This window comes from Rhodococcus sp. 3258 (assembly GCF_031456475.1).
Taxonomy (GTDB): domain Bacteria; phylum Actinomycetota; class Actinomycetes; order Mycobacteriales; family Mycobacteriaceae; genus Rhodococcoides; species Rhodococcoides fascians.
In genome coordinates, this window is sequence record NZ_JAVDUT010000001.1 from 16,216 (window position 1) to 37,932 (window position 21,717).

The following is a 21,717-nucleotide window of genomic DNA, read 5'->3' on the forward strand; positions in this document are numbered from 1 at the left end:
ACTCCCCCGCCGCCTCTCACATTCGCAAGTAGGTTGCCTCGGATCAGCGTCGCCGATTGCGAAGTCCAGCGATACCCAGAGCGGCCAGAGCGCCCGCGCCCACCAAGGCCAGACCACCCTTGACACCCGGGCCGTCGCTCACCTCGACCCGGGTGTTGATCACCGCGGGGTCCGGCGCCGGCACATGGGCGTCAGCAAGGCTCTCCCGAGTGGTGGCTGCGAACGCAGTCGAGAACAGCACCAACCGCGACGTCGTGAACACGAACACCAACAGACCGATGATGGGACCGAACACGACTCCGGCGGGCCCGCTCGTGACGGACGCGAGGTAGATCGCGCCGAGTTGCTTGAAGATCTCGAAACCGACTGCGGCCAACAGTGCACCTTTGGCCGCACTGCGCCACGACACCGGTTCGCGGGGCAGACGTGAGATCACCCAGGTGAACAGCGCCCAGGTTCCGGCAAGCGCGAGCAGTATCGAGAAGACCCGCAGCGCCACTCCGACGCCGGGAACGGAATCGAGGTTCAACCATTCGAGAATGCCACGCATGACGCCGCCCCCGGCCAACGCGGACAGCCCGAGAGAAAGCACCAGTGCTGCTCCCAGGCCGAGCAGAGCCGCGAGGTCCTTGGCCTTGGTCGCAAGGAATCCGCCCGACTCGTGCTGGCTCTCCCACATCGCGGTCAGGGCCTCACGCAGATTGGCCACCCAACCGAGCCCCGCGTACAGCGCGCCGAGCAGACCGATGACACCGACACCGGTACGGGACTCGATCGCGGTATCGATCAGCGAGCTGATCGTCTCACCGAAGCTGCCCGGGACATTCTTTGCGATCTGCGACTGAATCTCGGCAAGCCATTCGGGCTGATTCACCAGTACGAACCCGGCAACGGCGAATGCAACCATCAGCAGTGGAAACAACGCCAGCACACTGAAATACGTCATCCCCGCGGCGTAGTAATCACCCTTCTGCCCCTGATACCGCTGCGCGGCAACAACAGTGTGATCCAGCCACGGCCACCGAGCACGCCGATCGTCGAGCATGGCCTTGAAATCGGGCATGGCACTCACCTTTTCGCTGTCGTCGGCGGCTGTTCGGGCCGTGTCCTCGAAATGTCGTGTAGCGCGAATATCGTGTACTGACAGGGCTATGCGCCGGGAGGAAGGAACCCCACCCTGTCGTACACCTGAGCCAGCGTTCTGCTCGCGACCTCCCTGGCTCGATCCGCACCGACAGCGAGGAGGCGATCCAATTCGGCTACATCGGACATGAATCCGTCCATTCGTTCGCGCAGCGGAACCACGAACTCGGTCAGCACGTCGGCAGTGTCGGACTTGAGATCGCCGTAGCCCTTGCCTGCGTAACCGGCGACCAGATCATCGATGCTCTTCCCGGACAGAGCGGACTGAATCACCAGAAGATTGCTGACGCCTGCCTTGTTCTCCGGATCGAAGACGATATCGCGTTCGTTGTCCGTCACTGCCGAACGAATCTTCTTCGCGGACAGCTTCGGATCGTCCAGGATGTTGACGATGCCCGCCGGATTCGACGACGACTTGCTCATCTTCGCCGTCGGATCCTGCAGGTCGAAGATCTTGGCCGTGCCCTTGATGATGTGTGCATCGGGAACCACGAAGGTCTTCTTGAACCGCGAGTTGAACCTCTGCGCCAGATCGCGAGTCAACTCCAGATGCTGACGCTGATCCTCGCCCACCGGAACGAGATTCGGCCGGTACAGCAGGATGTCCGCGGCCTGCAGAATGGGATAGGTGAACAACCCGACGCTGGTGTGATCGCGACCCTGCTTGGCGGACTTGTCCTTGAACTGCGTCATCCGGCCGGCTTCGCCGAACCCGGTGATGCAGTTGAGAACCCACGCCAACTGCGCATGCTCGGGAACCTGGCTCTGCACGAACAACGTCGACTTCTCGGGATCGATACCCACCGCCAACAGTTGTGCGGCCGCTATCCGGGTGCGCCGACGCAATTCCTTCGGGTCCTGCGGAACCGTGATCGCATGGAGATCGGGAACGAAGTAGAACGCATCGAACTCCTCCTGCAACTCCACCCAGTTCCGCACCGCACCCAGGTAGTTACCGAGATGGAACGAATCCGCCGTCGGTTGGATGCCCGAGAGCACCCGACGAAGCGGACCCTGCGACGTGTCGATCGAGTCAGGAGAAGACATGCGGCAATCTTTTCACGCCGTCCCCGACCCGTACCCGTTGCCTTGCCACACCAGTCACTCCGCAGGCTCCGCTCCTACCACCCCGGTCACTCCGCAGGCTCCGCTCCTAGCGGTAGCGCACCGTCACCGGCGCGTGATCGGACCACCGCTGGTCGTACGCCTCCGCTCTTTCGGTGACAGCTTCTTTCGCACGCTCGGCCAGATCACTGGTGGCGAGTTGGTAGTCGATGCGCCACCCGGCGTCGTTGTCGAACGCCTTACCGCGGTAGGACCACCAGCTGTACGGCCCCTCGACGCCGGGGTGCAGCTCACGCACGACGTCGGTCCACGGTGACTTCTCGGCGAGCAATCGCGATACCCACTCACGTTCTTCGGGCAGGAATCCCGACTTCTTGCGGTTGGTCTTCCACGACTTCAGATCCGCTTCGGTATGGGCGATATTCCAGTCGCCGCAGACCACGACGTCGCGCTCGGCGGACGTCGTTGCCTTGGCGGTCTTGGCGAGGTACTTCGCGAACGCGGCCATGAAGCGTTCCTTCTCGTCCTGTCGGTCGGTCCCCACCTCGCCCGACGGCAGGTACAGGCTCGCCACGGTGACGTCACCGTAGTCTCCTTCGATGTAGCGACCCGCGTCGGCGAATTCAGCGACGCCGATGCCGGTTCTGATCGCCTCCGGCGCGGCCCTCGACAGCAGGGCCACACCGTTGCGTCCCTTCGCCGACGGTTCCGCCGACGCCAGATGCCATCCCGCGTCGAGGGCCGGGGCCAGTGCTGTGGTCAGCTCGCCGTCGTTGGCGCGCGTCTCCTGAAGACAGATGACGTCGGCATCGGTGGCCTCGAGCCACGGAAGCATGCCCTTGCGAACAGCCGCCCGGATCCCGTTGACGTTGACAGTGGAAATAGTGATCGGCACGCCGACGACCGTAGCGGAGGCCACCGACAACCGGCGGGTGGCCTCCGCAGGCTCACCTTCTCTTCGGTTTGGCTCCTGGCTTCGGAGCCGTCACCGCCGAAGTCATCAACGGCACCGCGACCGGCTCCCGGTCGATCCGTCGGTAGACGATGTGCTGCTGGACGTAGGTCCAGATGTTGTTGCTCACCCAATAGAGCAGCACCGCAACGGGCAGCACCGGGCCACCGATCAGCACCCCGGCCGGGAAGACCCACAGCGCGAGCTTGTTCATGATCGCGGTCTGCGGGTTCGCCGCGGCGGCCGCATCCTGACGCGCGATCGATGCCCGGGCGTTCAGGTGGGTAGCCACCGCGGCAACGATCATCAACGGCACTGCGACGACCGCGATGCTCCACACCGACGGCACCCCACCGAACGGACCGAACGCTTCGAGAACATCTCGAGAGCTACTGACGGCAGCGGAGATCGGTGCGCCGAACAGCCGCGCGTCGAGAAACGACTGCACATCGCCCGCACCGAACACGTAGTTGGCTGTACTCGCATTCTCCTGCGCCGACATACCGAGATGCCCGAACCCGGTTCCCGTCCGGTTGAACGAGCGCAACACGTGCAGCAGACCGATGAACACCGGTGCTTGCGCGATCAGCGGGAGGCAACCCATCAGTGGGTTCACCCCGTGTTCCTTTTGCACTGTGCGGATTTCCGTGGCCTGTCGAGCCCGGTCACCGGAGTACTTCTTCCGTACCTCCTCGAGCCTGGGTTGGAGTTTCTTCATGGCGAGCTGTGAACGAATTTGACCCACGAACGGTTTGATCAACAGCGTTCGTAGCGTGAAGACCAAAAATACGACGGCCAACGCCCAGGCGACGCCGTTGTCGGGGCCGAGCACGAAGCCGAAGACCCGGTGCCAGAACCAGAGCACCGCGGAGACGGGGTAATAGACGAAATCGAGCATGATGGAGTGCCTCACTGAGAGAGAAATCGGTCGGATGACGTCTCGACCGGATCTCGCAGTGGCTCAGCGGAACTGGAGCCACCGATCCGGTCGGTGAACCGATCCGGGTGCTCTCGGCAGAGGGCGGCCTGGCGCGTCGGGTTGCTCTTGTCTGCGGTAGGCCCCGCGGAGTCTGCCGCCGTCGGATCCGGCGGTTGTGGACGCGGGCGGCACCACGACGAGAACGTCGGCCGATGCACCCGTCACCAGCAGTGCCGCAGCCACCAGCGCACCGAACATCGCTATCTGGGCCGCGGGCTGGGCATCGACGACGGCGAAGACGACCAGCAGGACTGCCGTCACTCCGACGAGGGTGACCACTGCGGCTCGCCACGGCGACACCGCACGCCTGGAAATTACGTCGAATGCAGCCGTCGAATCGAGACGGCGGGTGGCGTTGTCGATGGACAACATGGTGATTCTCCCGATGAACCTCGTGGACCAGGGGCACGTGAGGTGTGGGAGAGCTGTCGAACTACAGCGCTCCCACCAGGAGACCGGGTGCTCGCGGCTGCGGGCGACCGGGTGCGTCGGGGCGATGTTGACGTCGGAACGAGCCACGAAGGTGGCGCTCCTCCGCATTCGGTCCGACGTTCGACGGACGGTACAGAAGGCTCAGCGCCCCGGCACGATGCGCGTAGAACACCACCGCCGCCAGAGCAGCGACGATGATCAGTGCGAGATCCGCCGGTCCGGCCGGAGTAGTCAGTAGCAGCGTGAAGAACAGCACCGACGTGACGACGAGGTTCTGATAGCCCATCGTGCACCTCCGTCCTTCGTCACCGATCGTCGAGTCGTTGCTCAGGGTACAGATACCGCCGGGTCTGTGCACTGGTACCAGCTGTCTCCCCAGGAGACCGGGCCTCGGGCCTGAACACACTCACGCACACGTTCGGGCAGGCGATCGAGTTCGGAATCTGCGTCCGCCGACAACCCGCCGAGGTAGAACACGTCGATCCGCCCCGTCTCCTCGAATCGTTCGACGTTCTGCCGCGCGATGTACGCGTCCGGGTTCACGGCCGCGAGGGCGAGAACGGTCAGCACTGCTCCCACACCGACTGCTCGCGGAAGCCAGCGACCCGACATCCGTACGCCCGCGATGAGCAGCAGTACGAACACCGAACCCAACCACCACTCGACGGCGGTGACGAACAGCCGCAGGGTGGTGTAGCCGTACTGCTCCTCGTACAACGACATTCGATGCAACGCCGACGCCACGATCACCACCGACAGTGCGCACAGCGCGCCGAGCAGAACCCGCAATGCAAGTCGGTCGCGTAGGTCCGTTCGTTCGGCCTTGGTCACGGTGACCGCGATGACGAGCAAGGTCAATACCGTCACCGTCAGCAACTGCCAGAATCCCTGCCGTGCGTACTCGGCGTTGGTCAAACCTTCGGTGCTCAGAACGTGTCCCTGGCCGCCGAACAAGCTCGGAATCTGAAAGGCGACGAACACGCCGAACAGGCCGACGACAGCGCCGAGCGGTATTGCCCACTCCCACAACCGAAGTGTGCGACGCGGTGTTGCCGCCAGGCGGTCGAAGCGCGGCGGATGCACGGCCACGTATGCGGCGGCGAGCGCACCTGCGGCCGTCAGTACGAATACGACCACTCGCCCGAAAATCGATCCGAGATCGAACTGCGGAGTGACCGAGCCCAGAGCATCCGCGAACCGTCGATCCGCCGCCCCGAACAGCGCGGCGAACACCACACAGAGCGCGACGGTGACGGCGGCGACCACGCCGATTCGGATCGGCTTGGGCCCGTCGAGATCGATGGTTCCCGCCCCTCGTCGCGTCCACCGCACGACCCGTAGGGGCAGCAGTACCGGCAGCACGGCGCCGAGAGCGATGCCCGTCCATGTCCAGGCCCGCGAGAGAACCACCGACCCGACGACGACAGCAAGGGCAACGGACAGAGCGACGATCCACTCCGCCTCTCGTAGCGCCGCGACGCTGGACAAGGCGAGGACCCCCGCCACACCCACCCACTCCCACGGCGACAACGACGCGCGTCGTACCGCTACGACGACAGCCATGATGCTTGCGGCAGTGATGGGTACGCCGAAGTTGTTGTAGCCCAATACCACTGCACTGACGAGGCCGGCAGCGAGCGCTCCGACAAGTGCCGCGCGGGGTGCCCGAGAGTGTCGCAGCACCGGCCAGGTTCGAGGGCTCCACAGCGATCGACGAGGCCGCGTTCTGGGGTGCATGGGTATTCCGATCGTGGTCATGATTGTGATCCATTTCTGTGTTCGAGGCATGCCGAACCGCGGCTGCGGTCCAGGGACGAGCAGTCGAGGTGAGTGGGTGTGTGAGAGAAGGTGGGTCGTCAGCGCCCGGGGATGGCCACTCGGATGTGGCAGCCCGATTCACTGTCGAGAACGTCGATGGTCCCGCCGTGCAGTTCGGTGGCCCACCGCGCGATTCCGAGTCCGAGACCTGTTCCGCCGTCGGTGGATCCGCCGCGTGTGAACCGGTCGAACACCGCGTGACGGTCGGCCGGTGCGATGCCGGGACCCTCGTCGCGAACATCGAACGCGAACCGGTCCCCGGCTCGATGCGCCCGGATACTCACCGTGCCCGACTGCGGCGAATGCCGTACGGCGTTGTCGACGAGATTGGTGATCACCTGCGTCATTCGAGCGCGATCGGCGACGACCGTCCCGGCACCGGGTGAGACGACGATCGATACTCGTTCTCGGTGGACGCCGGTCGCCTCCTCGAGGAAGGGGCGCACCGGGAATTCCGTCGGGGCGATGCTCAGCACTCCGCCCTCGACCCTCGACAGATCGAGCAGTTCGGTCACCAGGTTTCCCAGTCTCTCGGTCTGGCCCAGGGCGACAGACAACGTGGCCGGGTCGGGTTCGGTCACCCCGTCGACCATGTTCTCGAGCACTGCCCGCAAGGCAGCGATGGGAGTCTTCAATTCGTGGGAGACGTTTCCGATCAGCTCGCGGCGGTACTTCTCGGCGGCTTCCAAGTCGCTCGCCATGGTGTTGAACGCGGTGGCGAGCTCGCCCACCTCGTCGCGGGACGTGGCACGCACCCGGGTCGAATAGTCGCCTCGCGCCATCGCTTTGGCTGCCGAGGTCATCTCTCGCAGGGGCGACGTCATGCCGTGCGCGACGAATTGTGTTGCGGCCAAAGACACGATCAATGCGGCGAGAAGTGTGTAGCGAAACTGCCAGCCGGCCCCGATCCAGAAGACGACGCTCGCCAGCACCAGCACGATGCCCACCACGAGCGAGACCTTGAGTTTGAACGACCGCAAGGGATCGAGCGGACGCGGCAGCATCGGCCTCATCGCGGTGCCTCCACGGCGTATCCGACGCCGTGGACGGTACGAATCAGGTCGCCACCGAGCTTGCGCCGCAACGCTTTCACATGACTGTCGACGGTACGACTGCTGGCCGAATCGTCCCAACCCCACAGTTCCGACAGCAGAGTCTCCCTGGACACCGCCGTGCGAGGTCGAGCGGCCAGATACGCCAGGATGTCGAATTCGGTTCTGGTGACGTGGATGTCGCCCGCGTCGGTGGAGACGCGTCGCTCCCGATGATCGATGTGCACGTCGCCGATTCGAGTGGTGTACTGCTCGGGAGTGACGACGCGCTCGGCGCGCCTGATGAGAGCGTGCACACGCGCGACCAGTTCACGCATGCTGAACGGCTTGCCCAGATAATCGTCTGCACCGACGCCCAGCCCGACGAGCATGTCGGTCTCGTCGGACTTGGCCGTCAACATCAGTACCGGTACCGGCCGGGACGCCTGGATGCGTCGACACACTTCGAGTCCGTCGAAACCGGGAAGCATCAGATCCAGCACCACCACGTCGGGGTCGATCCGGCCGCACACTTCCACCGCGGAGGGGCCGTCGGCGGCAGTGACCACCTCGTACCCCTCGCCTCGCAGTCGAGCGGCCACGGCGTCGGAGATCGTGGGTTCGTCGTCGACTACGAGAACTGTGCGGCTCATGAGAATTGACCCTAGAGGTCGGACATGGAGGACTTCGTCGGGAAATGTGGAGGTTCGGTGAAGGTTGACGTGAATGTCTGACTAAGGGTGGGCTACCCTTCCTTTCGATACCCGCCCTGACGAAAGGCCCATTCGATGCGTATCCGACCACTTCGGAGAACTTTGGCGGTGTGCGCGATCGCGCTGACCACGGCGGGACTACTGAGCGCCTGCTCGAACTCCGACGGCGCATCCGACGGTGCCGACTCCCCCACAACCGGAACGTCCGCCTCCGGCGTCTTCCCCGTCTCGGTCGAGCATGCGTTCGGCGAGACCGTCGTTCCCGAGGAACCCACCCGCATCGTGGTGGCGGGATACACCGAACAGGACACGGTGTTGGCCCTCGGCGTAATCCCCGTCGGAGTGACGGAGTGGTACGGCGACCAGCCGTACGCGACCTGGCCCTGGGCTCGGGACGCGCTGGGAGATGCCCAGCCCGAGGTGCTGACCAACAACGGCGACGGCTTCGAGACCGAGAAGATCGCCGCCCTCGAGCCCGATCTGATCATCGCCACCAACGCCGGTCTCACCGCGGACAGCTACCGGACTCTGAGCAACATCGCACCCACGCTCGCCCAGTCCGACGCGTCGACCGCCTACTTCGAGCCCTGGGACGTACAGGCGGAGAAGATCGGCCGGGCAATGGGCAAGAAAGCCGAAGTGGACGGACTCATCGACGGTGTGAATCAGAAGTTCGGCGATGCCGCGGCGGCTCACCCCGAATTCGCAGGCAAGAAGGCGATCTTCCTGCAGAACGCGTTCTACGAGGGCAAGGCCATCGCGTACCAGGACGGTTTGAGCACCGACTTCCTGACGAAGCTCGGTTTTGTGATCCCCGACGACATCGACGCGTTCGTGCCGGCCGACGGCAGTGCGCAGGCGAGCATCCCGCTGGAGAACCTGTCGGTCCTCGACACTGCAGATGTGCTGATCTGGGGAACGGAGAACCCGGGCGATCGCGGCCAGTTGGAGAAGGAACCGGTGTACAACGCTCTGCAGCCGGTGAAGGACGGCAACCTCGTCTTCACCGATGGGGTGACGGCGGGGGCGATCTACTTCACGAGTGTGCTGAGCCTGCCGTACGTGATCGACAAGGTGGCTCCGGCAATGTCCGAGGCGCTCGGCGGAACCGCCACCACCATCACGTCCTGACTCTCATGCCGCCGAGCGCTTCTCCATCCACATGGCGACGGACAGAACGCCCAGGCCGGCAACAGCGAGTCCCGAGCCGACGGCGGCCGGTGCCGTGTAGCCGAGACCTGCGGCGATCACCGCACCGCCCACCGCGGCTCCGATGGCATTGGCCAGGTTGAACGCCGCGTGGTTGAGTGACGCGGCGAGAGTCTGCGCGTCCTCCGCCACGTCCATCAGACGGGTCTGAAGTCCGGGGACGACGGACGAGCCGGACGCACCGATCAAGAACACCAGAAGCAGCGCGGTCACCGGGTTGTGAGCCGCGACGACGAAGACGGCCAGGGACACTGCGGTCGCGGCCAGCCCGATGAAGGTGCCCTTGAGCTTGTACTTGTCGGCCAACCAACCGCCCGCGTAGTTGCCGGCAACCATGCCGAGGCCGTAGATCATCAATGCCACCGGAACCAGTGCACGGGCAAGGCCTGCGACGTCGGTCAGGGTCGACGCGATGTACGTGTACACCGCGAACATGCCGCCGAATCCGACGATGCCGACGAACAGGGTCATCCAGACCTGGCCACGGCGGAGGGCACCGAGCTCGGTGATCGGGCTGGTGGTCGGCATGGCGTCGAGTCGCGGCATCCACAGGACCAGCGCACTGACTGTGAGCAACCCGATCACGGCGACGAGCGCGAATGCGCTTCGCCACCCGAGGGCCTGGCCGATCCAGGTCGCCACCGGTACACCGACGACGTTCGCCACCGACAGACCCATCATCACCATCGCGACGGCTTTGGCTCGTTTGCCCGGCTCAGCGAGGTGCGCAGCCACCAGTGCGGCAACGCCGAAATACGCGCCGTGCGGCAGACCGGCCACGAACCGGGAGGCCACCAACTCGTTGAAACTCGGCGCGAAGACCGTCCCGAGATTGCCGAGCGTGAACGCCACCATCAGCGCCAGCAACAACATGCGCCGAGGAACACGCGCCGCAAGAGCAGCAATTGTCGGCGCACCGACGACGACGCCGAGTGCGTAGGCAGAGATCATGTGACCGGCCGACGGCTCCGAGATTCCCATCGTCGTCGCGATGTCCGGGAGCAGGCCCATCGACGCGAATTCGGTGGTGCCGATGCCGAAGCCGCCGATGGACAGGGCCAGCATGGCGAGCCTGCGGCGGGTCGAGTGCGGTCGATGGCCGACACTCAACCCACTCGACACCTTGCCGCGCACGGCGCTGACGTTTCTGGCGAGAGCGGAATCGGTGACAGTCACAGCAGAACAACCTTCGTAAGCAATCGGATTACAGAGCGGGCCAGGGGCTGGTGGATCGACGACCTGATGGATCGATTCAGTACAGCCCGGCCGGACGGCACAACGTTCGTCGTGTTCATTGTCTTCCCCGAGGCGACCGGTTTTCGAGTCGTCGGGCGGTGATTGTCCTCACCAGAGCATCTGCTCGAGGGTCGTGAGCGCCCTCGTTCCCCCGAGACACCCGTACCCGCTAAGATTCCTGCCAGGTCATGAGTGCCAGCATCGAGCCCCGGCTTGCTGGCCGGCAACCCTCCAACCGCGGTGGGGTGCCCCGGGTGAACGACCAGGCCGATGCAACACATCCGTGTCGTATCGACAAGCGCGGGTCCGCTCCGAAGCGGACCCACTGATCTTCGGTCCCCACGGGCCGAGGCATGTCAGGAGGTTCTCATGTGTTGCTGTACCGATACGCCCCGTAACGCTCGAGTTCTCGAGCTTCATTCGACAGAAAACACGTCTGAGAAAACGGAGTATCACCAGCCATGACCGATTCGACCCCCGACGTCGTAGACGCCACCGGAGCACCCACCGAGGATCCGTTCACCGATCCCTCGGCCGACTGGAGCTTCGAGACCAAGCAAATCCATTCGGGTCAGACACCGGACGGCACCACCAGGGCTCGTGCGTTGCCCATCTACCAGACCACCTCGTACACCTTCGACAACACCGACCACGCGGCCGCACTGTTCGGCCTGGCGGAACCGGGCAACATCTACACCCGCATCATCAATCCCACGCAGGATGTCGTCGAGCAGCGCATCGCCGCTCTCGAAGGGGGCGTAGCAGCGCTTCTGCTCGCGTCGGGCCAAGCAGCAGAAACGTTCGCCATTCTCAATCTCGCCGAGGCGGGCGATCACATCGTCTCGAGCCCGCGGCTCTACGGCGGCACGTACAACCTTTTCCACTACACGCTTCCCAAACTCGGGATCACCGTCTCGTTCGTCGACGATCCGGACGATCTCGAGCAGTGGCGCGCGGCCATCACACCGTCGACCAAAGCGTTCTACGGTGAGACGATCTCCAACCCGAAGAACGACGTTCTCGATATCCCCGGCATTTCGGCGATCGCCCACGAGAACGGCATTCCGCTGATCGTCGACAACACCGTCGCGACGCCGTACCTGCTGCAGCCGCTGAAGCACGGTGCCGACATCGTGGTGCACTCGGCGACGAAGTACCTCGGCGGTCACGGCACGGCGATCGCGGGCGTCATCGTCGACGGCGGAACGTTCGACTGGACGCAAGGCCGTCACCCCAACTTCACCACCCCGGATCCGAGTTACCACGGTGTCGTCTTCGCCGATCTCGGCGCTCCGGCCTTCGCGCTGAAGGCGCGGGTGCAGTTGTTGCGCGACATCGGGGCTGCGGTGTCACCCTTCAATGCGTTCCTCATCAGTCAGGGCCTCGAGACGTTGAGTCTTCGAATCGAGCGGCACGTGGCGAACGCGCAGAAGGTGGCCGCCTTCTTGGCAGGTCGCGACGACGTCGTCTCGATCAACTACGCCGGACTCGAATCCTCGCCCTGGTACGAGCGCGGGCAGCAGCTGCTCCCGAAGGGGCAGGGCGCGATCATCGCGTTCGAGCTGAAGGGAGGAGTGGACGCGGGCAAGAAGTTCGTCAACGCTCTCACTCTGCACAGTCATGTGGCTAACATCGGAGACGTGCGTTCTCTCGTCATCCATCCCGCGTCCACCACGCATTCGCAGTTGACCCCGGAAGAGCAGTTGGCCTCCGGCGTCACTCCTGGCCTCGTGCGTCTGGCCGTCGGTATAGAAGGAATCGACGACATCATCGCCGATCTCGAGGTCGGCTTCCGCGCGGCGGCGTCTTGAGCCACAGCTTGAACACAGGCGTTCGTCCGGAGGCGGTCCTTCCGTCTCCGGACGGGCGGTTGGGAACCATCGACATCGGTGGTCTCGATCTCGAGAACGGTTCTCACATTCCGCACGTGACCGTGGCGGTGCAGCGTTGGGGCGAGATGGCGGCCGATCGCAGCAACGTCGTGCTCGTCGAACATGCGTTGACCGGTGATTCCCACGTTTCGGGACCGCCGGATGCCGACCACGTACTGCCCGGTTGGTGGAACGGGATGGTCGGCCCGGGCAGCCCCATCGACACCGACGAATGGTGTGTCGTCGCCACCAACGTGCTCGGCGGATGCGGAGGCACCACCGGACCGAGCAGCATCTCCCCCGACGGCACCCCGTACGGTTCTCGCTTCCCGGAAATTTCGATCCGCGATCAGGTGGCGGCAGAGGTCGCGGTGGCCGATGTTTTGGGCATCGATCGGTTCGCCGCCGTCGTGGGCGGGTCGATGGGTGGCATGCGCACCCTCGAATGGATTGTGGGACATCCGGATCGGGTGGGTGCCGCGCTGGTGCTCGCCGTCGGTGCCCGCGCGACAGCGGACCAGATCGGGACGCAAACCACCCAGATCGCTGCGATCAAGGCCGATCCGGGTTGGCTCGGCGGCAATTACCACGACACCGGCACCGCCCCGACCGCCGGACTCGGAATCGCTCGTCGCATCGCGCATCTGACGTACCGAACCGAGAGCGAACTCGACATTCGGTTCGGAAACTCTCCGCAGAACGACGAGGATCCGTGGGCCGGCGGCAGGTACTCCGCGCAGAGCTACCTCGAGCATCAGGCCGCCAAACTGGTCAATCGATTCGACGCGGCGACGTACGTTCTTCTGAGCGAAGCGATGAACCGCCACGACGTGGGCCGAGGACGCGGCGGCGTTGCCGAAGCCCTTGCGTCCGTGCCGGTTCCGACCATCGTCGGGGGTGTCGATTCCGATCGCCTGTACCCGCTTCGACTGCAGAAGGAAATCGCGCGCGAGCTCCCACAGTGCCGGGGGCTCGAAGTGATCCAGTCGCGAGACGGCCACGACGGATTTCTCACCGAGGCCGATTCGGTGGCGAAGCTGCTGGCCGAGACGATGGAGCTCGCCCGCCTCGGACGGCGCTGACCCGAGTCGATCGGTCTACGTCAGTCCGTCCCCAGGGGATCGATCGACAGCGACAGAAAGACGATGGCACCGCCGACGCCTCCCAGCGCCAACACGTCGAATCCCCTGCTGCGCACCTTCAGGGTGCCGACGCGTGACTCGGGTAGGCACAGTCGCAGCAACGCTGCCACCACCGCTGCGCACCCGAAGATGAACGAGCCGCGCCGCCAACGGTCGGCGAGAACCAGGACCAGCGCGGCGAGCACGATGATCGACACCACGACCATCGGTAGATTCCGAGCGAGCGCCGCTCGGAAACCCGGCACGTGATCGCCTCGCGCATCCTGTACGTCGTTCACCTCGGCTCGCTCAACTCTGGGCCGCAGTGCGTTCGGCTCGCTCCACGACATTGGACAGCAGAAACGCGCGCGTCAACGGCCCGACTCCACCGGGGTTGGGCGACAGGAAACCGGCCACCTCGGCGACGTCGTCCGCGACGTCGCCGCGCAATCCGTCCTCGGTGCGGGTGACCCCGACGTCGAGCACAGCCGCCCCGGGCTTGACCATGTCTGCGGTGATCAAACCGGGAACCCCGGCGGCCGCGATGACGATGTCGGCGCGGGAGACCTCTGCGGCAAGATCACGAGTTCCGGTGTGGCACAACGTGACCGTCGCGTTCTCCGAACGGCGGGTCAGCAGCAGTCCGATCGGTCGGCCCACCGTCACACCGCGGCCGATGACCACAGCGCGCGCCCCGTCGAGTGCGACGTCGTAGCGCCGCAGCAAGTGGACGATGCCCCGCGGGGTGCACGGCAGTGCGGCGTCCTTGCCCAGCACCAAGCGGCCGAGGTTGATCGGGTGCAGACCGTCGGCATCCTTGTCGGGATCGATGCGCTCGAGCGCGGCGTTCTCGTCCAGATGCTTGGGCAACGGAAGCTGCACGATGTACCCGGTGCAGTCGGGGTTGGCGTTGAGCTCGTCGATGACCGCTTCGAGATCGGACTGAGTGATATCCGCGGGAAGATCGCGTCGGATGGAAGTGATGCCCACCTTCGCGCAGTCGTTGTGCTTGCCCCGCACGTATGCGGCAGAACCCGGATCATCTCCGACGAGCACCGTCGCCAGGCCGGGAGTGATGCCCTGCTCCCGCAGACGTGCCACACGGGCGGTGAGGTCGACGAAAATCTCGTCACGAGTCGCTTTGCCATCGAGGATCGTTGCAGTCACCGGGCCATTGTTTCAGGTTCTGTCGGCCCGGCGGCGCGCCGGGCCGATCACCGCGGTCAGCTCTCGACGATCAGACCCTGCGCAGCCGCGAAGGCCACTGCTTGCATCAGTTCGATCTTGGCCCCGCGCACCCCTGCGCCGACCCACAGCGACGCATCGACGACGGCTCCGCGCAGGTCCGACTCCTCCATTTTGGCACCGACGGTTCGTGCTCCCGCGAGATCGACGGACCGCAGCACCGCTTTGCGAAGATCGGTCGAGGTCAGGTTGGCTTCCCGCATCCGACATCCGGTCAGGTCGACGCCGCGCAGGTCGGCATTACCCAGCGAGGCCAACGTGAAATCGACTTCGTCGTAGGTGGCCGGACGCATGCGAGTGTCCACGAACACCGATCCCATCAACGTCGAGTGACGGAAGACGCTGTGCTGCAGGTTGGTTCGAGTGAACGTGCTTGATCGAAAGGCCGAGTTGGTGTGCACCGAATCCGTGAGGTCGGTACCGGTGAAGTCGCATTCGGTGAAGACGACCGAGTCGGTTCGCACATTGCTCATGTCTGCGTCACGGAAGGTGCACCGGACGAACCGCCTGCCCGACCACTCCCGCCCGTCGAGTCGAGAATCCGAGAAATCTTCGCCGATGGTCTGTTCGTCGTCCACCTGCCCCATCCTTCCCGGGCTCGTGGTGGCAGAGTGATCCGGGTGTTTCGACTCATGTTCTTCGAGCCCCGGATTCCGCAGAACACCGGCAATGCGATTCGCCTCGTCGCCGGCACCGGATGCGAACTGCATCTCGTGGGCCCCCTCGGTTTCGACATGTCCGAACCCAAGCTCATACGCGCGGGACTGGACTACCACGACCTCGCGTCGGTCACCGTGCACCAGGACCTGCCGTCGGCGTGGTCCGCACTGGCCCCGGAACGGGTCTTCGCCTTGACCGCGCACGCAACACGCTCCTACGCCGACGTCGCCTACCAACCCGGTGACGTCCTACTGTTCGGACCGGAACCCACCGGACTCCCCGACGACGTCTTGAACGACCCCCATGTGACCGATCAGCTGCGCATCCCGATGATCCCCGGACGACGATCACTCAACCTGGCGAACGCCGCAGCAGTGACGATGTACGAGGCCTGGCGCCAACACGACTATCAGGGCAGCGTCTGAACGATTTGCGTTCGAGTGCGCTCGAAGCCATAGCTTTCCGTTCATGACACAACCGCTCGGACAACGGCATTGGCTCATCACCGGAGCATCCTCCGGACTGGGCCGGGCGCTCACCGTCGTCGCCCTGGAAGCAGGCGACACCGTCGTCGCAGCGATGCGGCGACCCGAACGTCTCGACGACCTGGTTGCCGAGAACCCGGAATCCCTACTGGCCATCGCATTCGACGTCAGAAACACCGAATCCGCGCCGACCGTCGTCGAGGCCGCGATCGGCCGGTTCGGACGCGTCGACGTACTGGTGAACAACGGAGGCGTCGGGCAGATCGGTGCGGCGGAGGAGATAGACGACACGCGATTGCGCGACATGCTCGAACAACACGTGGTCGGGCCTGCTGCTCTGACCCGCGCAGTCCTGCCTCACATGCGAGAGCGGAGCGCGGGAACCATCGTGCAGGTCAGCAGCCAAGGCGGCCGCGTCTCGTTCCCGGGTGCCGGCTCGTATTCTGCAGGTAAATTCGCGCTCGAAGGCTGGTCTGAAGCCCTTGCCGGCGAGGTCGCTCGGTTCGGCATTCGAGTTCTCATCGTCGAACCGAGTCGGTTCAGGACCGGGTTCAACAATGCCGATGTACTCGAGATCGCAGACCCCATCGATGCCTACACCGCCCTGTTGGGCGCGCTCAGAGTCGACATGCTCGACGTCGACGGACGGCAAGAAGGCGATCCGGCCCGCGCCGCGCACATCATCCGCCGACTGGTCGACGCCGAATCCGCTCCCCTGCGCATCCCACTGGGGCGAGAAGCGGTTCGACGGCTACGCGAGTCGTACCGTCGGGAACTCGACTCCTTGAACACCCATGCCGAATTGTCCGCAAGCGCGGATTTCCCCGGTGTGCCCGAATCCGTCCGTCCGGTATGACTGCCCAGGTAGGACTATCTTCCCTCTCATGTCGACGAACGAATTGATGAACAGGGCGCTGTCGGCGGCCGTGGACTCGGCTGCGCCCCTGACGGTGGAGCTGCTGCACGACCTGATCGAGCCGTCGGAACTGCCCGAACCGCTCGGTATCGCCGAGGTAGCCGAACTACTCGGCATCTCCACACACACGCTGCGGTACTACGAGCGATGCGGCCTCATCGACGTCGATCGCGACGGACTCGAGCACAGACGATACGATTCCGCGGCCGTCCGTCGATTGGTGTTCCTGACAAGGATGCGGCTCTCGGGTATGCCCATGCGCGACCTCCGGAGATACGTCGCGCTGGTCGACAGCGGCGACCAGGCCGTCCCGGAACGACTCGAGATGCTCGTCGCGCATCGCGACGCTGTTCGCAAGCGCATCCGAGAACTGCAACTGTCTCTCGTGGCAACCGAGTACAAGATCGCAACGTACGGCGGCACAACGGGTCCGTGATCCGGGTGAAACAACCGTTCGGCCCGGTGGGCATGTCTGCGTCCTCGCACGTCAAATCGATTGTGAGCGTCGACAAATCGATCTGGTCGGAACGGCACCTGCGCTGTGAGACCCAACTATCGAGCCGCGTCCGACGGCTCGCCGGCCCTCCGATAACAATTTCCTTTCGTTCGGCGGTCGCCCGGGCATGCCGACTCGGAGCATCGCCACCCGCTTCGAACACCGGCACCGAGCCGACAAACAAGTCCCAATCATGAACTGACGGAACGGAATCGACAGGAGTGCGCACGTAGAACCTGGGCAGTAGAATGGCGGTACGAAACGGCTCGACCGATGCCGCAGGGGTCCGAGAAACCGGACTTCTACGACGATTCATCTCCCGATGCCATCAGCACCGTTACACAATCTGCGTCTGCTTGCTGTCACGGACCCCCGGAGCGGGGTACCGTGTGCCGCACCGACCCGTTTCGCTCGTGAAGGAGCTTTCTGTTGTTCTCTGTTTCCCTGCCCCGTACGGTTTCTTCCAACTCCTCCTCCGCGCGAACGTTCAGTCGGTTCGGTAGTCGAATCGCCCGCACCGCAGCTATTTTCGCCATCGGATCGGGCCTGACGGCGGCCGCCTTCGCCGGCACCGCCACCGCGTCGGCGGCACCGGTCACGTGCGTGTCGCCGCCCTCGGCCAACGACATCCAGGTGAGTGACACAGCGAGCTGCGGAGCCACCTCGAGCGGACCCGGAAGCGCCACCGCCGGTGCCGCCGACAGCGGAACTGCCGTCAGTGTCAACGACGGGCCGGGCGCAACCAACACCTACGCCAACGGTTACGGTGTCGCGCTCGGAGCGAGCAAGAACGCGGGCACGGCATACGCGCTCGCACTCGGCGGCGGAATCGCGCACTCGTGGGCAGATGCCGGCCAGATGACCCTCGCGGTCGCAGGATGGGGATCCGGTGCCACATCCGAGGCACGAGGCGTCGACTGCGTAGGGCCGCTGTCGTTGGCACTGAACCTCACGAGCGGTCAGTTCTGCGTTCTCGGTAGCTGATTCTTCATCCGATCGAGCGGAGCCGACTACCCCGACACGGACCCGTCGAGGTAGTCGGCTCCACCGACGTAGACAGTCCGGCCGGACTTCTCGATGGGTCCGATTGCAGCCTCAGTCACAGCCGACGCGAACTCCGCAATGGTCGGGAGCGCACCCTGCGCGGTTCGCGCAGCGACTGAGTCCGGATTACGGCGTTCGAGCAGGGTGACCACGATCGTGCCCTCGATCATGTCCCCGGACACCACGACCAATTCGATTCCCCGAGAATCCAATTCAGGAATCATCCCACGCAGTGCATCCTCCCCCGCCCGTTTGCTCGCAGCAACGGGTTCGTATTCGACGGGGACCGGTTTCTTGCCGTGAAAATGCGCCTGGTGGCTGGTGAGGAAGACGATCCGCGAGCCCGGCTCCATATGGGCGATACTCGCGCGAGCCAACGCCACCTGCGCGTCGCGATTGATACTCATCGCGTAGTCGGGTTCTGCACCGAACTCCAGGCCACCCGAGGCATTGAGAACCAGAACGTCGATTGCGCCGAACTCGGCAACGACAACGTTCAGCATGGCGTCGATCGCGTCAGCGTCGGTGACGTCGGCACCCACAGGAAGTGCTGTGCCGCCGCCCTCCTCGATCGCGCGCACCACGGCCTCGGCTCGACGCTTCTTCTCGCGGTAGTTCACCGCGACCGCAGCACCGAGAGCACCCAGCTGCAATGCAGTTTCTGCTCCGATTCCCCGAGATGCGCCGGTGATCAACACCGTCTTTCCATCCGCCCGCCCGGTCATTCGTTCTCCACTCCTCGCAGTGCTTCGAATTTCGAACTGCTTCGATTTTCGAACCACTATGATGAGTCGAGATGGAAAAGGCAAACGAACCGCGCCGTGCCATGATGGCCGCGCTCGACCTTCTGGGGCAGCGCTGGAACATGCGCATCCTGTTCGAGCTACGCAGCGGACCGCTCGGCTTCCTCGAACTGAGGCGACGCACCGACGACATATCCTCGAGCGTGCTCGCCACCCGGCTACGCACTCTCGTCGACGCACGAGTGCTGGCGAAGGGCCCTGATGGCTCTTACCGTCTCACCGAGATCGGTGACGAACTCGGACCCGCACTCGAACCGCTGTGGCAATGGGCACAGCGATGGAACGAGGACAGCGACCACACCGATCACCGCATGTAACCAGTCTCGGCAAGTGCTCAACGGGCACCTTTCCATTCTTGTCGGTGGGTCGAGATACTCTTTCTTCAGTTCGAACGCATGTTCTGAACTGGGGGTCACCGGGGGGGTGAAAAATGGCTGCGCCAGTGGTGTCGTTGGATGCGTTGATCGCTGCCGCGCGGGAAGAGAATCGGCATGCGGCCCGAAAGATCGCTGCCTGCTACGACTTCCACCTCACCTGCATCGCGCAGGATGCGAAGCATCGGCGGTACAGCCGGTACGGACGCACCGAACTCGCTGTCGCGTTGGGATGCTCGGCGACGGTCGCCGAGGCCTACATCTCTGCCGGGGTTGCGCTGCACACCCGCATGCCGAAGCTCCGGGGAGAGTTCGAGGCCGGTGAGATCGACTTCGCGCGGGTTCGGGTCGCGTGCCGGATTCTCGACAATCTGTCCGACGCCCTCGTCGACCTCGTCGAAGGCGACGTCGTCGAGGCCGCACGTCGCTTCTCACCGGGGCCGTTGGAAAAGGAGATCTGGGAGATTTTGCTGCGCGTCGCACCGGAGGAAGCAGCAGCGTTGCGACAGTTCGCGAAGAAGTTCCGCAATGTTTCTTATGCCCCAGCTGGGGAGTTGGCGCGGATCCGAGCGGAGTTGACCGCCCCCGAAGCGGCGGCGGCATGGCAGTTGCTCGAGGAGATGGCCGACACGGTGTGTGTCAAGGATCCGCGCGGCAAACAGGAACGACTGTGCGATGCGTTCATGGCGCGAATGCACGGAGAACCCCGGCTGACATGCCTGTGCCAACGCGCGGGCTGCCCGAAGAAAGATGCAGAGCTGCCGGATCGTCGGGTGCCGTTGACGATGGTCACTGTCGACATCGCAACTCTCATCGGACTGTTGGCAAATCCTGCGTACTTGGCTGGGCAGGGATCCATCGACCCTGATCTGGCACGAGAGTTGGCGCGCAACAGTCAGTGGCAGATCCTGCTCACCGAAGCAGTCACCCTCGCCGAGACACTCGGACTGGCGGTGCAGAACCCGGAAACCGGGGAATGGGAACGACGCTCCGCTGAACCCACAGACACCACAGACACCACAGACGAGCCGAACAGGGCAGACCCCGAGCCTGCACAGCCGAACTCGGCAGAATCGAACGTAGCCGAATCGAACGCGACGGAATCGAATACACCTCCAGCGCATGCGGATACACGCACCGACACAGGCACCAGCACCGCAACACGCTCAGCAGCGCCGACGGACAACGCATCGGAGAAGTCAGCGCCAGCGGACACGGCAGCACCGACAACTCACACCGACAGCGCGACCAAGAATGCAACCGACAATGCAGAACGCGTGGACGATGCAGGGCCGGGTCCGGGTTCGGCTGCTGCACAGACCGATTCGACGACTGTTTCGACACCACCTGAGCCGACCGTTGATGACGACACCCGGCAACGACGTCGGAATGCCCTCGCCTCCGCAGCGGCACTGTTCTGTACTCACACCCCAATCGGAGGGGCGCACGGCACAGCTCTGCCCTAGACCTACCCTCGATGATCCGGTCGAACCGCCGCATCATGCACACACCGGCAGGCATCTACCTCGGCAATGCGTCCCTCGCCGCAGCACTCGAAGCCGCCATCGCCGCCGACCCCACTCTCGGAACATCCGTCGGGCGCGACCCACTCACCGACCGAGCCCTGATCTACAGACCCGACGCCCTCACCATCGCCGCCGTCCGACTCCGCGACCGCCACTGCCGCTTCCCCGGCTGCCACCGACCCGCCGCACGCTGCCAACTCGACCACGTGATCCCGTTCGACCACGCCAACCCACTCGGCGGCGGCTGGACCACCGTCAACAACCTCCAATGCCTCTGCGAATACCACCACAGCGTCAAAACCGCAGGCTACTGGACCGCCGTCATGCTCCCCGGCGGCGCCATCCTGTGGACCTCCACCTCGAAGACCACCCGAATCACCCTGCCAGCCAACGGAACAGCCGTACCCATCATCGGCAACGACCTCCGGCCACACATCCCCACCCAACCCAGACGATCAGGCGTCATCGCCTACCCCGACCCACCCGACAACCCGACCCCCGAGCCAGAACCGACCAACGAAGAAGACGAGGAGCCGCCCTTCTGAGTATCGGTGCGCTCTTCGGTGCCTACTCGTGGCAGCCTCGCGAATTCTGGTCG

The 21,717-nt window shown here is 64.5% G+C and carries 24 protein-coding genes and 1 riboswitch; of the genes, 10 read left to right on the forward strand and 14 right to left on the reverse strand.

Annotation, left to right across the window (positions count from 1 at the left end; all coding sequences use genetic code 11):
• Window positions 1–43: 43 nt before the first annotated feature.
• The 9 genes from yhjD to J2X62_RS00120 all read right to left on the reverse strand — a co-directional run bounded on the left by yhjD (window position 44) and on the right by J2X62_RS00120 (window position 8,073).
• Window positions 44–1,063 carry an inner membrane protein YhjD gene (gene yhjD, locus J2X62_RS00080; RefSeq protein WP_032366679.1) on the reverse strand — a complete coding sequence of 340 codons (1,020 nt, stop codon included), beginning with the start codon at window positions 1,061–1,063 and terminating at the stop codon, window positions 44–46.
• 86 nt (window positions 1,064–1,149) lie between these two features.
• A complete protein-coding gene (gene trpS / locus J2X62_RS00085) occupies window positions 1,150–2,190 on the reverse strand; it encodes a tryptophan--tRNA ligase (RefSeq protein ID WP_310175991.1) in 1,041 nt (346 codons plus the stop codon).
• A gap of 106 nt (window positions 2,191–2,296) precedes the next feature.
• Window positions 2,297–3,103 (reverse strand): exodeoxyribonuclease III, encoded by an 807-nt coding sequence (locus tag J2X62_RS00090; protein WP_027496409.1) that lies wholly within the window; start codon window positions 3,101–3,103, stop codon window positions 2,297–2,299.
• A 52-nt stretch (window positions 3,104–3,155) separates the two neighbouring features.
• Entirely contained in the window at window positions 3,156–4,058 is a 903-nt protein-coding gene (gene yidC / locus J2X62_RS00095) for a membrane protein insertase YidC (RefSeq protein ID WP_052067014.1), read from the reverse strand.
• Between the two features lie 63 nt (window positions 4,059–4,121).
• The gene (locus J2X62_RS00100) at window positions 4,122–4,511 is read right to left on the reverse strand and encodes a DUF6412 domain-containing protein (RefSeq protein ID WP_052067012.1); all 390 of its coding nucleotides are present in this window, start codon (window positions 4,509–4,511) and stop codon (window positions 4,122–4,124) included.
• A 61-nt stretch (window positions 4,512–4,572) separates the two neighbouring features.
• The gene (locus J2X62_RS00105; RefSeq protein ID WP_204846454.1) at window positions 4,573–4,857 is read right to left on the reverse strand and encodes a DUF6412 domain-containing protein; all 285 of its coding nucleotides are present in this window, start codon (window positions 4,855–4,857) and stop codon (window positions 4,573–4,575) included.
• A 41-nt stretch (window positions 4,858–4,898) separates the two neighbouring features.
• On the reverse strand, window positions 4,899–6,329 hold the full coding sequence (locus tag J2X62_RS00110) for a DUF4153 domain-containing protein (RefSeq protein WP_057474307.1): 1,431 nt from the start codon (window positions 6,327–6,329) through the stop codon (window positions 4,899–4,901).
• A gap of 98 nt (window positions 6,330–6,427) precedes the next feature.
• Window positions 6,428–7,402, reverse strand: coding sequence for an ATP-binding protein (locus J2X62_RS00115; protein ID WP_032366682.1), 975 nt, complete (start codon window positions 7,400–7,402; stop codon window positions 6,428–6,430).
• Window positions 7,399–8,073 (reverse strand): response regulator transcription factor, encoded by a 675-nt coding sequence (locus J2X62_RS00120; protein WP_027496404.1) that lies wholly within the window; start codon window positions 8,071–8,073, stop codon window positions 7,399–7,401. The genes J2X62_RS00115 and J2X62_RS00120 overlap by 4 nt, the downstream gene beginning before the upstream one ends.
• Window positions 8,074–8,208: 135 nt before the next feature.
• Here J2X62_RS00120 and J2X62_RS00125 point away from each other — a divergent pair, with 135 nt between their 5' ends.
• Window positions 8,209–9,264, forward strand: coding sequence for an ABC transporter substrate-binding protein (locus J2X62_RS00125; protein ID WP_032390009.1), 1,056 nt, complete (start codon window positions 8,209–8,211; stop codon window positions 9,262–9,264).
• 3 nt (window positions 9,265–9,267) lie between these two features.
• On the opposite strand, the gene J2X62_RS00130 is transcribed toward J2X62_RS00125, so the two are convergent.
• Complete coding sequence (locus J2X62_RS00130) at window positions 9,268–10,407, reverse strand: MFS transporter (protein WP_032367243.1); 1,140 nt, start codon at window positions 10,405–10,407, stop codon at window positions 9,268–9,270.
• A 355-nt stretch (window positions 10,408–10,762) separates the two neighbouring features.
• Window positions 10,763–10,885, forward strand: a riboswitch (SAM riboswitch).
• A 154-nt stretch (window positions 10,886–11,039) separates the two neighbouring features.
• Here J2X62_RS00130 and J2X62_RS00135 point away from each other — a divergent pair.
• Entirely contained in the window at window positions 11,040–12,389 is a 1,350-nt protein-coding gene (locus J2X62_RS00135; protein WP_080732016.1) for a bifunctional o-acetylhomoserine/o-acetylserine sulfhydrylase, read from the forward strand.
• 8 nt (window positions 12,390–12,397) lie between these two features.
• A complete protein-coding gene (locus J2X62_RS00140; protein ID WP_027496400.1) occupies window positions 12,398–13,531 on the forward strand; it encodes a homoserine O-acetyltransferase in 1,134 nt (377 codons plus the stop codon).
• 20 nt (window positions 13,532–13,551) lie between these two features.
• On the opposite strand, the gene J2X62_RS00145 is transcribed toward J2X62_RS00140, so the two are convergent.
• From J2X62_RS00145 to J2X62_RS00155, 3 genes are all read right to left on the reverse strand, one after another.
• Window positions 13,552–13,797 (reverse strand): DUF3017 domain-containing protein, encoded by a 246-nt coding sequence (locus tag J2X62_RS00145; protein WP_045842095.1) that lies wholly within the window; start codon window positions 13,795–13,797, stop codon window positions 13,552–13,554.
• Window positions 13,798–13,879: 82 nt separating this feature from the next.
• Window positions 13,880–14,737 (reverse strand): bifunctional methylenetetrahydrofolate dehydrogenase/methenyltetrahydrofolate cyclohydrolase, encoded by an 858-nt coding sequence (locus J2X62_RS00150; protein ID WP_032371024.1) that lies wholly within the window; start codon window positions 14,735–14,737, stop codon window positions 13,880–13,882.
• A 56-nt stretch (window positions 14,738–14,793) separates the two neighbouring features.
• Entirely contained in the window at window positions 14,794–15,402 is a 609-nt protein-coding gene (locus tag J2X62_RS00155) for a pentapeptide repeat-containing protein (protein ID WP_222059875.1), read from the reverse strand.
• Window positions 15,403–15,435: 33 nt separating this feature from the next.
• Between J2X62_RS00155 and J2X62_RS00160 the strand changes: the two genes are divergently transcribed.
• The 4 genes from J2X62_RS00160 to J2X62_RS00175 all read left to right on the forward strand — a co-directional run bounded on the left by J2X62_RS00160 (window position 15,436) and on the right by J2X62_RS00175 (window position 18,356).
• A complete protein-coding gene (locus tag J2X62_RS00160) occupies window positions 15,436–15,900 on the forward strand; it encodes a tRNA (cytidine(34)-2'-O)-methyltransferase (protein ID WP_310176012.1) in 465 nt (154 codons plus the stop codon).
• Window positions 15,901–15,943: 43 nt separating this feature from the next.
• Window positions 15,944–16,816 carry an SDR family NAD(P)-dependent oxidoreductase gene (locus tag J2X62_RS00165; protein ID WP_310176014.1) on the forward strand — a complete coding sequence of 291 codons (873 nt, stop codon included), beginning with the start codon at window positions 15,944–15,946 and terminating at the stop codon, window positions 16,814–16,816.
• Between the two features lie 28 nt (window positions 16,817–16,844).
• Entirely contained in the window at window positions 16,845–17,312 is a 468-nt protein-coding gene (locus tag J2X62_RS00170) for a MerR family transcriptional regulator (RefSeq protein ID WP_222059872.1), read from the forward strand.
• A 489-nt stretch (window positions 17,313–17,801) separates the two neighbouring features.
• Window positions 17,802–18,356: a DUF6764 family protein gene (locus tag J2X62_RS00175; protein WP_222100180.1), complete on the forward strand. Its 555-nt coding sequence runs from the start codon at window positions 17,802–17,804 to the stop codon at window positions 18,354–18,356.
• A gap of 26 nt (window positions 18,357–18,382) precedes the next feature.
• On the opposite strand, the gene J2X62_RS00180 is transcribed toward J2X62_RS00175, so the two are convergent.
• A complete protein-coding gene (locus J2X62_RS00180) occupies window positions 18,383–19,141 on the reverse strand; it encodes an SDR family oxidoreductase (protein WP_094642950.1) in 759 nt (252 codons plus the stop codon).
• 71 nt (window positions 19,142–19,212) lie between these two features.
• On the opposite strand from J2X62_RS00180, the gene J2X62_RS00185 reads away from it, so the two are divergent.
• From J2X62_RS00185 to J2X62_RS00195, 3 genes are all read left to right on the forward strand, one after another.
• The gene (locus J2X62_RS00185; RefSeq protein ID WP_032393319.1) at window positions 19,213–19,536 is read left to right on the forward strand and encodes a helix-turn-helix domain-containing protein; all 324 of its coding nucleotides are present in this window, start codon (window positions 19,213–19,215) and stop codon (window positions 19,534–19,536) included.
• 113 nt (window positions 19,537–19,649) lie between these two features.
• On the forward strand, window positions 19,650–21,059 hold the full coding sequence (locus J2X62_RS00190; RefSeq protein ID WP_310176021.1) for a DUF222 domain-containing protein: 1,410 nt from the start codon (window positions 19,650–19,652) through the stop codon (window positions 21,057–21,059).
• Window positions 21,060–21,070: 11 nt separating this feature from the next.
• Window positions 21,071–21,664, forward strand: a complete 594-nt coding sequence (locus tag J2X62_RS00195) for an HNH endonuclease signature motif containing protein (RefSeq protein WP_310176023.1) — start codon at window positions 21,071–21,073, stop codon at window positions 21,662–21,664.
• Window positions 21,665–21,717 lie beyond the last annotated feature (53 nt).

Excerpts from the sequence above, each read along its gene's own strand:
- trpS (WP_310175991.1), bottom strand. The coding sequence starts at position 2,190 with ATGTCTTCTCCTGACTCGATCGACACGTCGCAGGGTCCGCTTCGTCGG.
- J2X62_RS00170 (WP_222059872.1), top strand. The coding sequence starts at position 16,845 with ATGTCGACGAACGAATTGATGAACAGGGCGCTGTCGGCGGCCGTGGAC.
- J2X62_RS00195 (WP_310176023.1), top strand. The coding sequence starts at position 21,071 with ATGATCCGGTCGAACCGCCGCATCATGCACACACCGGCAGGCATCTAC.
- J2X62_RS00100 (WP_052067012.1), bottom strand. The coding sequence starts at position 4,511 with ATGTTGTCCATCGACAACGCCACCCGCCGTCTCGATTCGACGGCTGCA.
- yidC (WP_052067014.1), bottom strand. The coding sequence starts at position 4,058 with ATGCTCGATTTCGTCTATTACCCCGTCTCCGCGGTGCTCTGGTTCTGG.
- J2X62_RS00155 (WP_222059875.1), bottom strand. The coding sequence starts at position 15,402 with ATGGGGCAGGTGGACGACGAACAGACCATCGGCGAAGATTTCTCGGAT.
- J2X62_RS00190 (WP_310176021.1), top strand. The coding sequence starts at position 19,650 with ATGGCTGCGCCAGTGGTGTCGTTGGATGCGTTGATCGCTGCCGCGCGG.
- J2X62_RS00135 (WP_080732016.1), top strand. The coding sequence starts at position 11,040 with ATGACCGATTCGACCCCCGACGTCGTAGACGCCACCGGAGCACCCACC.
- J2X62_RS00110 (WP_057474307.1), bottom strand. The coding sequence starts at position 6,329 with ATGACCACGATCGGAATACCCATGCACCCCAGAACGCGGCCTCGTCGA.
- J2X62_RS00185 (WP_032393319.1), top strand. The coding sequence starts at position 19,213 with ATGGAAAAGGCAAACGAACCGCGCCGTGCCATGATGGCCGCGCTCGAC.
- J2X62_RS00115 (WP_032366682.1), bottom strand. The coding sequence starts at position 7,402 with ATGAGGCCGATGCTGCCGCGTCCGCTCGATCCCTTGCGGTCGTTCAAA.
- J2X62_RS00125 (WP_032390009.1), top strand. The coding sequence starts at position 8,209 with ATGCGTATCCGACCACTTCGGAGAACTTTGGCGGTGTGCGCGATCGCG.
- J2X62_RS00120 (WP_027496404.1), bottom strand. The coding sequence starts at position 8,073 with ATGAGCCGCACAGTTCTCGTAGTCGACGACGAACCCACGATCTCCGAC.
- J2X62_RS00145 (WP_045842095.1), bottom strand. The coding sequence starts at position 13,797 with ATGGTCGTGGTGTCGATCATCGTGCTCGCCGCGCTGGTCCTGGTTCTC.
- J2X62_RS00165 (WP_310176014.1), top strand. The coding sequence starts at position 15,944 with ATGACACAACCGCTCGGACAACGGCATTGGCTCATCACCGGAGCATCC.
- yhjD (WP_032366679.1), bottom strand. The coding sequence starts at position 1,063 with ATGCCCGATTTCAAGGCCATGCTCGACGATCGGCGTGCTCGGTGGCCG.
- J2X62_RS00130 (WP_032367243.1), bottom strand. The coding sequence starts at position 10,407 with ATGCTGGCCCTGTCCATCGGCGGCTTCGGCATCGGCACCACCGAATTC.
- J2X62_RS00180 (WP_094642950.1), bottom strand. The coding sequence starts at position 19,141 with ATGACCGGGCGGGCGGATGGAAAGACGGTGTTGATCACCGGCGCATCT.
- J2X62_RS00105 (WP_204846454.1), bottom strand. The coding sequence starts at position 4,857 with ATGGGCTATCAGAACCTCGTCGTCACGTCGGTGCTGTTCTTCACGCTG.